This is a genomic window from Pseudomonas sp. FR229a (assembly GCF_030209115.1).
GTDB lineage: Bacteria > Pseudomonadota > Gammaproteobacteria > Pseudomonadales > Pseudomonadaceae > Aquipseudomonas > Aquipseudomonas moraviensis_A.
Genome location: NZ_JARVSP010000027.1, coordinates 13,467 through 26,157, shown reverse-complemented (window position 1 = coordinate 26,157; position 12,691 = coordinate 13,467). Strand labels below are relative to the sequence as shown.

The window sequence follows — 12,691 nt, the reverse complement described above, 5'->3', positions numbered from 1 at the left end:
CGTCCAGAACCAGGGAGAACTGCGGACGGTCACTCGCGAGACCAGTGGTCTAGGACCGCACCAGGTAAACGCCTCCAGAATACTTGACTAGCCTTGACGGCACCTTGACGAAATTCTTGACAGGTACTGACAGATTTATCTGACGCCATCAGCAGCTGGAGCGTTGAACGCCACACAGACCAACGCTTTGCTGACATTCACGCAACTTGGCCAGCACCAGGCTCGTCAAAAAATCAGCAGGATGCCGTCAAGGAGATCGCTCAGCATTTGGTAGCCTCTATGAGCGCCGATGCTGGCTCCCCAAGTGCTCGAGAAAGGATTCGCCGAACCGCGATCCAGCGTCTAGCATCAAATCCAGCGATCAGGCGTTTCGAAGCGGCCGGCGATTCAGGTCGGGGAGAGTCAATACAATGGAAGTCTTTACCACAATATTTTCAATATGCCCGGGTACACGGGGAGGTTGATGCGAAATGGCTTTCATCACCCCAATCATCGTAGGATGGGTAGCGCCGTGATATCAGAAAAAAAAACTCAACAGCCCATCCGAGACGGATTTCATGAAAAAACAGAACCTGACACTACCAGCGGTGTCATATGTGTTGTAGAGTCACCGCCGCGATTGAGGACTTACGGTCGCGTAAGGCGAACGTCAGATGCCGTGAAATGCGGGTGATTCTCGAAAGTTTGGGATTCACCATCAAGGAGGGTCGAGCGAACCACAAAATCGTTTTTCACGACGGAATACAGAGTTTTTTGTCGACGAGTTACGACTGTGGGCATGGAAAGGACGCCCTCATCAAGCCCGTTTACGTGGGCAAGATGGCTAGGGTTCTGAGTGATCACACCAGGGACCTTGTGGAATATTTGGAGAGAATGAAATGATCGACGCAAGCAGCTACTCCATTGAAATTCGGAAAGGGAATTTTGAGGGCGAGATTTGCTTCCAAGCTCGAGTTAAAGAAATACCGTATTTAGAGGAGTACGCCGACTCCTATGAAGATGCTTATGCATTGGTGATTGACAGCATTGAAACAACCGCGATGCAAATGGCTGAAAAAGGCAAAACAATGCCAGAGCCGCTAGCGATGGTTGAAGATTACAGCGGGAGAGTAACTTTGCGGCTCCCGAGAACACTACATCGTTATCTTTCACACTGTGCTGAAAATGAAGATGTAAGTCTCAACGCTTTATTAGTTTCAGTTCTCGCAGATTTTCGAGGCTTTGATGCTGCCCATGATCTTTCAAGCAAAGATTATTATCAAGCAGTAGCAACGAAATACAGAACTTTGACTGGCCCGGTAGAGCACAAAGTTACACGGCAATCCAATCTTAGGATTGTCGCCAGCAATGCTTATCAGCCGGCACAAGTAGCATGAACCAAGAAGCACTGCAGAGAGCTATAGCAAGCCTGAAATTTGTAGATATTTTTATAAACGAATCTACGTCTAAACTAGCTGAAGGCTTTGACCCTAAGTTTGATGTCAGAAGTGAAAGCCTTATTTTTCAAACGAAAAATTTAGTAACCTCCTCCGCGGTGATCGAGGGGGGCGAAGATGAGGACTCGTTTATTTTGTTCAGAGTTACCTCGGAACTCGGAATAAGAATTTTCTGTAAGGACGACAAAGTAACGGATACGGATGAACCGGATGTACTTGCGATGATAGAAGCAACTATGCATGCTGACTATGAAATATCGGATAAATCCATTACGGAAGATCAGCCTGCACTGGATGAGTTTGCTCTAAACAACGTCTCATACCACGTCTGGCCTTATTGGCGCGAATATGTAACATCACAATTGATGCGTATGAATATGCCAAAAGTCATTCTGCCAATGTTTTTACGACCATCCAATCAAAACTAAACCCCGCAAATGCGGGGTTTTTTTGCAATTCGAAATTAATCACGAATTGCAGTGGAACGCAGTGTTCTGAACATCTGACCAAGCAAGCAGCCGAGGATAGAGCCGTGTCCGTTATTGACTGCGATTATCTACCTGCCGACAAGATGGTGTTACCGCCGGAGCTGGCGCTGCTGATTATGACGAAGGCCAGCGCAATGGCGGCGGCGTTCGAGGAGCAAGCGCTCGACCAACTCACCAAGGATGCCAGGCGAGCACTCACCCAGGGAGCGGAGCCTCGGCGAGTCATAAGGGATATGCGTTTGTAGCGCTGCCCGCAACTACCAGAATACCGGTAGCCCCAATACCTGACCTACCGAAATGGTAGCTCAGTGTTACCGCGAACCTTGAGCAGCTACAGGCGGAGTTGGCGATCGATGTCCAGGCCATGCAAATAGCCACAGAGCAGGTACCTCTAATTATCACCACCCCGTATCAGGGGAGCGTTTCAGAAAGGACCAGATTAATCGATCCAACTGAAAAACTGGCTCGTCCCATCCCATTTGGTATAAAGATTTCTGCCGGTCCAATAAGAAACATTTCCGCCGCAATCAACTTCGCGCGTCACCCGCAAAACGTGCGCTTCGGTTTTCCATGCTAGAACTGTGTCATCTAGCACTGGCACTTCGTGCCCTTCCAAGCCATGAGCGTCACCTGATATTCGATGCTTAGGCAGGACCATGAGAAGCGCAGCGTGCTTGCTCTCTTTCAGCACGAGAGCGAAGGAGTTTTGCATCATCGTGTAGCCAGTCGATGCGTGAACAATCCGATAGTCCGGACCTCCTCCAACCTGCCTAATCTGATTCAGAACGTGAGCATCGGAAATCAATTTTGACTTGTCCGCGATCACGCCGTTCGTCGCATCACGACACCAGTTAGCAACGTCACTAGAGGTTCGGAGCTCAATCTGTGCCGTTGAACGTGCGGCGAACTTTCGAGCGCTTGGTAGATATTCGGACGTAGTGACAAATATGCCATGCTCAACATCTGAATCAGCCATTACACCTCGAAGGGCGGCGACAGCCTCAACATTTATCTTTCTGCGCTGCGCGTACCTCTTTGCTTGAACAAATGTCATTACGTCACCTAGCGGCCCTCGCTGAAACAATCGAACGTCCACCCCTCCATCACCAGAGCCCGGTCCAAGTTCCGCTTCAAATCCGTGATTCTGAAATATTCGAAAGAGCAGTATCTCGAACTGGCGATGTCCCAGGCGCCGCAGATCTTCCGGGCGCTTGGCAAAATGGGCATAAAGTTCTTCATGAACATCCCCACAATCCTCTTTCACCAGCCCGCACACCCACTGCCAATGAAAGTATTCATCAAATGCATCAGCCCAATCCTGCTCGAAAGGATAGAAGTGGACGGAGACACCATCAATGTTCTCAAACCAAAAGCCATGAGATTCGACAATTGCTTCATATTCCGAGTACAGCCGCTGATCAGCAGAGCCATCAACTACGTCGCGTAGGTGGCCTTCAAAATGCTGAATGAACGCTACAGCTTGATTCCCGGGCTCTCCCCCAACACGATGTGCATAAGTTTGAAATCCAGTGCTTTGCCATAGATCATTTGAAACGGCCCAATCCTGGATAGCGCCTTGCACCGATTTGATTTTTTCCTCGAGCTGAAAATCGGTAAATGCCGCCATGGTCACTCCTTGTATTCAGCAATCGCTTGCATTAATCCGTCACCTGACGTCGACCGAAACTAAACAGATCCTGGAATCATAGCTCTCACTGCCGACCGCTCGTCGGTATGAATTTGGGCCCGCGTTACCGTCAACGTAAGAGGTTCTCGGAGAGCCAGCAGAAGGCGCCCTGTATCCCCTGGTGTATCCCTTGAATATCATCACTTACAGATATTCAGTAAATACAGTAGGTTAGTAGTCCAGTTCAATTGCCTGTGTAGCCACCAAGTACTAAAAACGGCTTACCGAAAGGTAGGCCGTTTTTTTATGCCTTGAGAAAAGTTGCGCTTTGCTTCACTCGTAAACTACCGCTTACCTCAGCGGATCAATGGCGCGCATCCCAACAGAAAAACTCCGCGGGGATCGCTTTCGCGAGCAGGCTCGCTCCCACAAGGGCATCGTTTTCGGCCAATCGATTGGCGCCGCCGCTGAGCGGGGGGGCAGTAATCCCCACCCGGTTTGCACCCCACCCGCCCGCTCGATAAAGTCCCTCAAGACTTCTACCCCACGGACGGAGAGCCCGCGTGTTTCCAACCCAGCCCTTGAGCCGCTTTCGCCTGCCAGCCCTGACACTGCTTGTCAGCGCCCTGACCCTCACCGCATGCAATGCCCCGCCCTCTTCTTCCTTGCCGCTGGCACCGGAAGCCGCTTCCGGTTACCGCACTGATCTGCAAACCCGTCACGCCGATAAACACATGGCCGCCGCTGCCAATCCGCTGGCGGCTGAAGCCGGGCGGGAAATGTTGCGTCAGGGTGGTTCGGCGATTGATGCGGCGATTGCGATGCAGGCGGTGTTGACGCTGGTTGAGCCGCAGTCTTCCGGGATCGGTGGCGGGGCGATGATTGTGTTGTGGGATGGCAAGCAGGTGCGCACCTATGACGGCCGCGAAACGGCGCCTGCCGGGGCCACCGAGGAGCTGTTCCTGAAGACTGATGGTAAACCGATGGCCTTCACGCAAGCGCAGATCGGCGGGCGCTCGGTCGGTACGCCGGGGGTATTGCGCGCGCTGGAGCTGGCGCATCGAAAGCACGGTCGCCTGCCGTGGCCGAAGCTGTTTGAGCCGGCGATCGAACTGGCCGAGCAAGGCTTTGCGATTTCCCCGCGCCTGCATTCGCTGCTGACCGCCGACCCACTAATACGCCAGTCGCCAGACATGGCCGCGTACTTTCTCAATGACGATGGCAGCGTCAAAGCTGTCGGCACGCGCCTGCAGAACCCGAAGTTGGCCGCCGTGTTCAAGCGCATCGCCAGCGAAGGTGCCGATGCGCTGTACAAAGGTCCGATCGCCGAAGAAATTGTCGCCAAGGTTCAACAGCACGCCAACCCAGGCAGCCTGTCGCTCAGCGATTTGCAGCGCTATCAGGCCAAGGAACGCGCGCCGCTGTGTACCGATTACAAACGCTGGCAGGTCTGCGGCATGCCGCCGCCGTCGTCGGGAGGGATCGCCGTGGCGCAGATTCTCGGCACGTTGCAGGCGCTGGAAACTCGCGACCCACGCCTGTCACTTACCCCGCTCAAACCAGTGCAAACCAATAAGCCGGCCGGCATCGAACCGAATCCGCAAGCGGTGCATCTGATTGCCGAGGCCGAACGCCTGGCCTATGCCGACCGCGCGCAATACGTCGCCGACACCGACTTCGCCCCGGTGCCGGTAAAAGGGCTGCTCGATCCGGCCTATCTGGCCAGCCGCGCCAGCCTGATCAGCGAACGCAGCATGGGCAGCGCCAGACCGGGTACACCGCCGGGCGTGCAGGTGGCCTATGCACCGGATCGCTCGCCGCTGCGCATCTCGACCTCGCAAGTGGTGGCGGTGGATGACCTCGGCGGCGCCGTGTCGATGACCACCACCATCGAAGCCGCGTTCGGCTCGCACCTGATGGTTCAGGGTTTTCTGCTGAACAACCAGATGACCGACTTCTCGTTCATCCCCGAAGAGAACGGGCAGAAAGTCGCCAACCGCGTCGAACCGGGGAAACGCCCACGCTCGTCGATGGCGCCGACATTGATCTTTGATCGCAACACTGGCGAATTCGTCGCCACAGTCGGCTCGCCCGGCGGTTCGCAAATCATCGAATACGTCGCCAAAACCACTATCGGCCTGCTCGACTGGAATCTCGACGCGCAAAGTGCGATCAACCTGCCCAACTTCGGCAGCCGCAACGGCCCGACCGAACTGGAACAGGGACAGTTCAGCCCGGCGCTGATTCAGGCACTCAAGGACAAGGGTCACGCGGTCAGCGAAATCGACATGACCAGCGGCACCCAGGCGATCGTGCGGGTGAAGGATGCGCAAGGCAAAGCGACGTTGACGGGGGGAGCCGATCCTCGGCGTGAGGGAGAAGCGTTGGGGGATTGAGTATTACGAAGTGGGGAGAAAAGGCTTACCGGGAGGTAAGTTTTTTCTCCTCACGGCTACTGTCTTATCGATCAGCGATTCGCCACCAAATGCACCCCAAACAGCAAATAGCACCCACCTGCCAACCGATCCAGCCACTGGCGTGACCGCTCGTAGACACCGGCAACCCGGCGGCTGGCGAAGAACAGGGCGACACTGCAATACCAACTGAACGACAGCGTGGCCATGGTTAGCACGGCCAGCGCCAGCAGGAGCGGCGGTACGTGGGCCGGCATGGCGGTGGCGAAGATGGTGGCGACGAACAGTGCCGATTTCGGGTTGGTCATGTTGCCGAGGAAACCGCGAGCGTAGACGCCGAAATAAGTCTGCCGGGGCGCAGCCGGCGTACCCGGGGCAATCGCAGCCTTGCGCTTGAATTGCTTCACTCCCAGATAAATCAGGTAGCAACCGCCGGCAATCTTGAAGCCCAGATAGAGGGTCGGCGCGGCGCTGAACAGCGTCTTGATTCCCAAGCCGCCGGCAAGGCCCCACAGCACCGTGCCGGTGGCCACGCCCAGCGCAGCCACCACGCCATGTCGGCGCGAGTGACTGGCCGCGAGTTGCGCGATGTTGAAGAAATTCGGTCCGGGCGTGACCACCGCCACTGTCCACAACAGCGTAAGCGACAGCAAAGGGGCCAGATAACCGGCAACAGAAACGTCCATGAGCGTTGCGCCTGTCAGGTGAAATGAGACGTCTACCTTGCTACATCCGCTGACGGTTTTCCATCAACACCCGTTAAACCGCAAGCGTCTTGCCGTCCACTCCGTCACCAATCTTCAGGAAATGCCCGCCCGCCACATGATGCAGCGTGCGCAAACCATCCTGCCCTTCGAAATGCCAGCGGCCGTCGCTGAACACACGCTCGTCGGCCTGGGCGGCGATGACTTCGGCGAGGAACAGGTCGTATTGCTCGTGATTGCGCGGCTCCGGCAGCAGGCGGCATTCGAGCCAGGCGACACAGCCTTCCAGCAACGGCGCTTCAATGTGTTCGCCCGCGAAGGTGTGCAGACCATACGCCTGAAATTTGTCTCGTCCTTGGTCTCGGTTGATTTCCAGGCCGGACGTGTTGCCGACGGTTTGCACGATATCGGCCTGATTGACGCACGGCACGTTCAGCACAAAGGTGCCGGAGGCTTCGAGCAACTGGCGGGTCCAGGTGGATTTGTCGAGGACGACGGCGACTTTCGGCGGTTCGAAATCCAGCGGCATGGCCCAAGCGGCGGCCATGATATTGCGTTGCCCGTCGTGAGCGGCACTGACGAGAACGGTCGGCCCGTGATTGAGCAGGCGATAGGCTTTGTTCAGGGGTACCGGACGGCGGTGGGAGTCGCTCATGGGATCTGCTCCGGGGGAAAAGGAGCCGATTGTAGCGTTGTCACTGGAGAATCACAGAACCTGTAGGAGTGAGCCTGCTCGCGATAACGGTCTGCCAGTCAACATCAATGTTGAATGTCAGACCGCTATCGCGAGCAGGCTCACTCCTACAAGGGAACGATCAGTGCGGTGTCAATGGGAGAGCTGATTGGCAAACTGCCCCACCGCATCCACCACTTTCTGCGCACCGTCCTGAATCTCAACGATCACCGTGCCCGCCTCCGCTGCCAGTGCCAGGCCTTGTTCAGCCTGAAGCTTGCCGTCGGTCATCAATGCCACCGCGCTGCGGGCCATTTCCTGGTTCTGCCGCACCACGCCGACGATTTCATCGGTTGCCTGGCTGGTGCGCGAGGCCAGTTGCCGGACTTCGTCCGCGACCACGGCAAATCCGCGGCCCTGTTCGCCGGCACGGGCGGCTTCGATGGCGGCGTTGAGCGCCAGCAGGTTGGTCTGTTCGGCAATGCCGCTGATGGTTTTGACGATGGTGCCGATCACCAGCGACTGCTCGTTCAGCGCCTCGATCCCTTCACCGGCCGCTTGCATGTGCCGTGACAGGTCACGCATCACGTTCACCGCTTCGGTGACCACCGTGGTGCCGCGTTGCGCGGTGCTATCGGTTTGTTGCGAAGTGCTGTAAGCGATGCTCGCTGCGTCGGCAACCGCTTGCTCGCGATTGACCTGATCGGTGATCACCGTGGCGAACTTCACCACTTTGTACAGTTTGTCGTTGGCATCGACCACCGGGTTGTATGACGCCTCAAGCCACACCGTACGACCATGGCTGTCGATCCGCTTGAAGCGGCCTGCGACGAACTCACCGCTGTTCAGGCGCCGCCAGAAATTCTGGTATTCGGCGCTGTTGTATTCTTCCGGGGCGCAGAACGTGCGGTGATGTTTGCCTTTGATCTGCGCCAGGCTGTAACCCATGCCGTTTAGAAAGCGATCATTGGCGCTGAGCACATTGCCGCTGAGGTCGAACTCGATCACGGCAGTGGAACGCACCAGCGCACCGATCAGGTTTTCATGCTCGCGTGAGGCTTCGATGGTGCGGGTGAGGTCGCTGGCGTAGAAGGAGATGTGTCTGATCCGGCCATCGGAGGCGCGTACCGGTTGCACGATCGAACGCAGCCACGCCTCGCCACCATTGCCGCGCAACAGGCGCACGGCGCCGGCGAAATGCTCGCCGCGGCTCATCGAGTTCTTGAAGCGCTGGTGGAATTCGTCGGTTTTGACGTGAGCCGGCACGATGTCTTCGATCGCCCGGCCGATCAAATCCTGGCTCTTGTAGAACATTTCATTGAGGAAGTTCTGGTTGACCGAACGAATCCGCCCGTCGGGCTCAAGGGTCAGCGCGAGCATTTCGCTTTCCAGGCTTTCCTTCACTTGTTCAAGGCTGGAGAGTTCTTCACGGAGAGCGGCCAGCTCTTGCTTCAAGCGAGTATTGAACATGGGAAAGCACCGATGGCAGGTAGTAAGCGGATACAACCTAGCCATCGGCCTGGCGGAGTTTTTCTGAAGCGGGCTCAAGACCCGCCAGTCGAAAATAGTCCGGCGCTTGCGGCTCAGGCAGCGCCCGCAACCTGACATGGCCCCGTGCGCGGCATGCGCGCAGCGAAATACGCCGCCGTCAAAATCCCCACCGCGCCCATCACTGCACAGAACATCACGCAGATCCATGGGCTCCACGGCATCAGACCAATCAGCAACAGAGGTGTGATACTTGCCCACGCCGCGTAGGCAATGTTGTAGGTGAAGGAAATGCCCGACACGCGAATCCGCGCCGGGAACAACCCGACCATTACCGAAGGCACCGCACCCACTACCCCACAAGCCAGACCTGCGACCGCATAGGCAATGCCAATCCAGTGCCCGCCCGTGTTCAAACAGCCATACAACACGCCAATGCCCAATGGCAGCAACAGGCTGTAGAGCATGACCGTACGCCAGGCGCCAATGCGGTCGACCAGCAGCCCGGCGATCACGCAGCCGATATTGAGAAAAACGATGCCCAAGGCACTGAGGCCGAAGGTGTGGCTGGCGGTCATGCCGAAGGTTTTCTGCATCATGGTCGGGGTGATGACCACGAACACCACCACTGCCGAGGTCAGCACGCAGGTGAGCAGCATGGCCGGCAGCATGGCCAGCCGATGCTCACGCAACACCGTGCGCAGCGGCAGCTCGACCCGCGCCTCGCGTTGCGCTTCCATGGCCATGAACACCGGGGTTTCGCTGAGCCAGCGACGCAGATAAACGCCCACCACGCCGAACACGCCACCGAGCAGAAACGGGTAGCGCCAGGCGTAGTCGAGAATTTCGGCGGAGGTAAAGACTTGCGCGAGGAAAGTCGCGGTCAGTGCGCCGATCAGGTAACCGAAAGTCAGGCCAGCCTGCAAAAATCCGAGGGCGTAACCGCGATGCCCGATAGGCGCGTGCTCGGCGACGAACACCCAGGCACTCGGCACTTCGCCGCCCACGGCCGCGCCTTGCAGAATGCGCAGCGCCAGCAACAGCAAGGGTGCGAAATAGCCGATCTGTGCGTAGGTCGGCATGATTCCGATCAAGAGGCACGGCAGCGCCATCATCAGAATGCTCAGGCTGAAGACTTTTTTGCGGCCCAGGCGGTCGGCGAAATGCGCCATCAGAATCCCGCCCAGTGGCCGCGCCAGATAACCGGTAACGAAGATGCCGAAGCTCTGCAGCAACCTCAGCCACTCGGGCATTTCCGGCGGGAAGAACAGCTGACTCAGGGTCAGCGCGAAGAACACGAAAATGATGAAATCGTAGATTTCCAGCGCCCCGCCGAGCGCCGCAAGGCCGAGGGTCTTGTAGTCGGAACGGCTGAATGGCGCCGGTCGGGCTGGGGAGTGGGCAGTCATGACAAAGAACTCAGGCATCGGCAAAAACCAAGGCGCCCATGGTCTACGCAAATGCGTGGATCGACAACCCGTCAGACCATAGTCTCGGTTTGCGAAAACCTGCTCAACAAAAGCGCTGCGCTTGATTTACTGTTAGGGCCTGTCTGCCGGGCGAATGCGACCCCCTGTAGGAGTGAGCCTGCTCGCGATAGCGCCGTCACATTCAACACAAATGGTGACGAACGCGCTCTATCGCGAGCAGGCTCACTCCTACACGGGATCTGTATTTCGCCAGAAGACCAAAAATAACCATAAAAATCCGAGGTACATCCCGTGGCCGTTGATATCGAAGATAGCCGCTCCGCGCGCTTTGCCCTGCGCTGTTCCAGTTTTGCCGAACGCTGGTTTCCCGATTCCTGGGTATTCGCCGCGCTGGCCGTCATCATCGTCGCCCTGGCCACCCTGGCCATGGGCGCCAAACCCACCGCTGCGGCGATGGCCTTCGGTGACGGCTTCTGGAGCCTGATCCCGTTCACCATGCAGATGGCCTTTGTGGTGATCGGCGGCTATGTCGTCGCCAGTTCACCCCCTGCGGTCAGACTGATCGACAAACTCGCCCGCATCCCGAAGAACGGCCGTTCCGCCGTGGCTTGGGTGGCATTGATCTCGATGGTTGCATCCTTGCTCAACTGGGGTCTGTCGCTGGTGTTCGGCGGATTGCTGGTGCGCGCCCTCGCCCGTCGCACCGATCTGAAGATGGATTACCGCGCCGCCGGCGCCGCTGCGTATCTAGGTCTGGGCGCGGTGTGGGCGCTGGGCTTGTCATCCTCGGCCGCACAGCTGCAGGCCAACCCCGGCAGCCTGCCGCCGTCGATCCTGTCGATCACCGGCGTGATCCCGTTTACCGAAACCATTTTCCTCTGGCAGTCCGGCGTCATGCTGCTGGCGCTGATCGTGATCTCGATCATCATCGCCTACGCCACCGCGCCCGGGCCGAACTCGGCACGCGACGCCGAGGCCTGTGGCATCGATCCGGCCTTCAACCTGCCACCGCTGCAACCGCGCACTCGCCCCGGCGAATGGCTGGAACACAGCCCGTTGCTGATCATCGTGCTGGTGCTGCTGGCCGCGGGTTGGCTGTTCCACGAGTTCTCGACCAAACCGGCGATTACCGCGATTTCCGGCCTGAACACTTACAACTTTCTGTTCATCATGCTCGGCGCGCTGTTGCACTGGCGCCCGCGCAGCTTCCTCGATGCGGTGGCCCGTGCGGTGCCGACCACCACTGGCGTGTTGATCCAGTTCCCGCTGTACGGCTCGATCGCCGCGCTGATGACCACGGTCAAAGGCGCCGATGCGCAAACCCTCGCGCACCACATTTCGACCTTCTTCGTCAGCATCGCCTCCCACGACACCTATGCGCTGCTGATGGGGGTGTATTCGGCGATTCTCGGGTTCTTCATCCCGTCCGGCGGCGGCAAGTGGATCATCGAAGCCCCCTACGTGATGCAAGTCGCCAACGACCTGCAATACCACCTCGGCTGGGCGGTGCAGATCTACAACGCGGCGGAAGCGTTGCCGAACCTGATCAACCCGTTTTACATGCTGCCACTGCTGGGCGTGCTCGGGTTGAAAGCGCGGGACCTGATCGGCTTCTCGTTCGTGCAACTGCTGGTGCACACGCCGCTGGTGCTGCTGTTGCTGTGGGCGCTGGGGACGACATTGGCGTATACGCCTCCGGTGATGCCGTAGGTAAACTTTAATACGCCTGTCTGCGGACAGGCGTATTCAACCTTGAGCGGTCGGAAGGGACTTCAACAGTGCAGGCAACGCAACCTGAACGGTTTCCCAGACAACGTCCAGATTGATATCGAAATAACCGTGAGCAATTCGATTACGCATCCCACGCATGCTGCGCCACGGCACCTGCGCGTTTTCAACAGTGAGCTCAGGGTAACGATCCATGATCCTGGTCGCTGCCTCTCCAATGATGATCAGGCTCATGATCACCGCTTGTTGCGTTCTCTTATCTTCAGCGAATTCATCTTTGTTCAGGCCCTCGACGAAGATAAGCGCATCGCTCGCGGCCTGACGAATATGTTCAAGATAATCATCTCGCCGGTTCTCTTTCATACGGGTCGCGCCTGATCAAGCACCTGCTGACGAAATTTCACTGGCAGGTCGCCGGGGGTCAGCACCTCGACCGCAACACCCAGCAGGTCTTCAAGCTCAACCTGAAGTCCGCCCAGATCAAAAAGCGTCGTGCCGGGCAGCGGGTCAACCAGCAGATCGAGATCGCTACCGTCCAGATCCGTCCCCAGCAATGCTGAACCAAATACACGCGGGTTGGCCACACGAAAGCGCCCGATCACTTCGCGGACGGCGGACCTTTGCATGTCGAGAGCAGTAGAAGGCTTCATGACTCACCCTTGGAAAATTCAATGTCGCTGCAGTCTAGCAGTGCGGACGCACA

The 12,691-nt window shown here is 57.4% G+C and carries 11 protein-coding genes and 2 pseudogenes; 5 read left to right on the top strand and 8 right to left on the bottom strand.

What is annotated here, in order from left to right; translation table 11 throughout:
* Positions 1-878 precede the first annotated feature (878 nt).
* The 3 genes from QRN33_RS21965 (at position 879) to QRN33_RS21955 (ending at position 2,169) form a co-directional block, all read left to right on the top strand.
* The gene (locus QRN33_RS21965) at positions 879-1,376 is read left to right on the top strand and encodes a toxin-antitoxin system HicB family antitoxin (protein WP_285410082.1); all 498 of its coding nucleotides are present in this window, start codon (positions 879-881) and stop codon (positions 1,374-1,376) included.
* Complete coding sequence (locus tag QRN33_RS21960) at positions 1,373-1,864, top strand: hypothetical protein (protein ID WP_285410080.1); 492 nt, start codon at positions 1,373-1,375, stop codon at positions 1,862-1,864. Before QRN33_RS21965 ends, QRN33_RS21960 begins: the two co-directional genes overlap by 4 nt.
* A 104-nt stretch (positions 1,865-1,968) precedes the next feature.
* Entirely contained in the window at positions 1,969-2,169 is a 201-nt protein-coding gene (locus tag QRN33_RS21955; RefSeq protein WP_285410079.1) for a hypothetical protein, read from the top strand.
* 194 nt (positions 2,170-2,363) lie between these two features.
* Here QRN33_RS21955 and QRN33_RS21950 read toward each other — a convergent pair whose 3' ends face one another.
* Complete coding sequence (locus QRN33_RS21950; protein ID WP_285410078.1) at positions 2,364-3,551, bottom strand: restriction endonuclease; 1,188 nt, start codon at positions 3,549-3,551, stop codon at positions 2,364-2,366.
* Positions 3,552-4,114: 563 nt separating this feature from the next.
* On the opposite strand from QRN33_RS21950, the gene ggt reads away from it, so the two are divergent.
* A complete protein-coding gene (ggt, locus tag QRN33_RS21945; protein ID WP_285410076.1) occupies positions 4,115-5,947 on the top strand; it encodes a gamma-glutamyltransferase in 1,833 nt (610 codons plus the stop codon).
* A gap of 71 nt (positions 5,948-6,018) precedes the next feature.
* Here ggt and QRN33_RS21940 read toward each other — a convergent pair whose 3' ends face one another.
* From QRN33_RS21940 to QRN33_RS21925, 5 genes and pseudogenes are all read right to left on the bottom strand, one after another.
* Positions 6,019-6,651 carry a LysE family translocator gene (locus QRN33_RS21940; protein WP_083353567.1) on the bottom strand — a complete coding sequence of 211 codons (633 nt, stop codon included), beginning with the start codon at positions 6,649-6,651 and terminating at the stop codon, positions 6,019-6,021.
* 73 nt (positions 6,652-6,724) lie between these two features.
* Positions 6,725-7,324: a flavin reductase family protein gene (locus QRN33_RS21935; RefSeq protein ID WP_042609691.1), complete on the bottom strand. Its 600-nt coding sequence runs from the start codon at positions 7,322-7,324 to the stop codon at positions 6,725-6,727.
* 171 nt (positions 7,325-7,495) lie between these two features.
* Positions 7,496-7,933, bottom strand: a pseudogene (locus QRN33_RS26765) (methyl-accepting chemotaxis protein); the annotation flags it as partial.
* A gap of 150 nt (positions 7,934-8,083) precedes the next feature.
* Positions 8,084-8,722 (bottom strand): annotated as a pseudogene (locus tag QRN33_RS26760) (PAS domain-containing protein); the annotation flags it as partial.
* Between the two features lie 203 nt (positions 8,723-8,925).
* A complete protein-coding gene (locus tag QRN33_RS21925; RefSeq protein ID WP_123420090.1) occupies positions 8,926-10,239 on the bottom strand; it encodes an MFS transporter in 1,314 nt (437 codons plus the stop codon).
* Positions 10,240-10,551: 312 nt separating this feature from the next.
* Between QRN33_RS21925 and QRN33_RS21920 the strand changes: the two genes are divergently transcribed.
* A complete protein-coding gene (locus tag QRN33_RS21920; protein ID WP_042609688.1) occupies positions 10,552-11,970 on the top strand; it encodes a short-chain fatty acid transporter in 1,419 nt (472 codons plus the stop codon).
* Positions 11,971-12,006: 36 nt separating this feature from the next.
* On the opposite strand, the gene QRN33_RS21915 is transcribed toward QRN33_RS21920, so the two are convergent.
* Together QRN33_RS21915 and QRN33_RS21910 are read right to left on the bottom strand one after the other, a co-directional pair.
* A complete protein-coding gene (locus QRN33_RS21915) occupies positions 12,007-12,351 on the bottom strand; it encodes a HepT-like ribonuclease domain-containing protein (RefSeq protein ID WP_285410070.1) in 345 nt (114 codons plus the stop codon).
* Positions 12,348-12,638: a nucleotidyltransferase family protein gene (locus QRN33_RS21910; protein WP_042609686.1), complete on the bottom strand. Its 291-nt coding sequence runs from the start codon at positions 12,636-12,638 to the stop codon at positions 12,348-12,350. The genes QRN33_RS21915 and QRN33_RS21910 overlap by 4 nt, the downstream gene beginning before the upstream one ends.
* Positions 12,639-12,691: the final 53 nt, after the last annotated feature.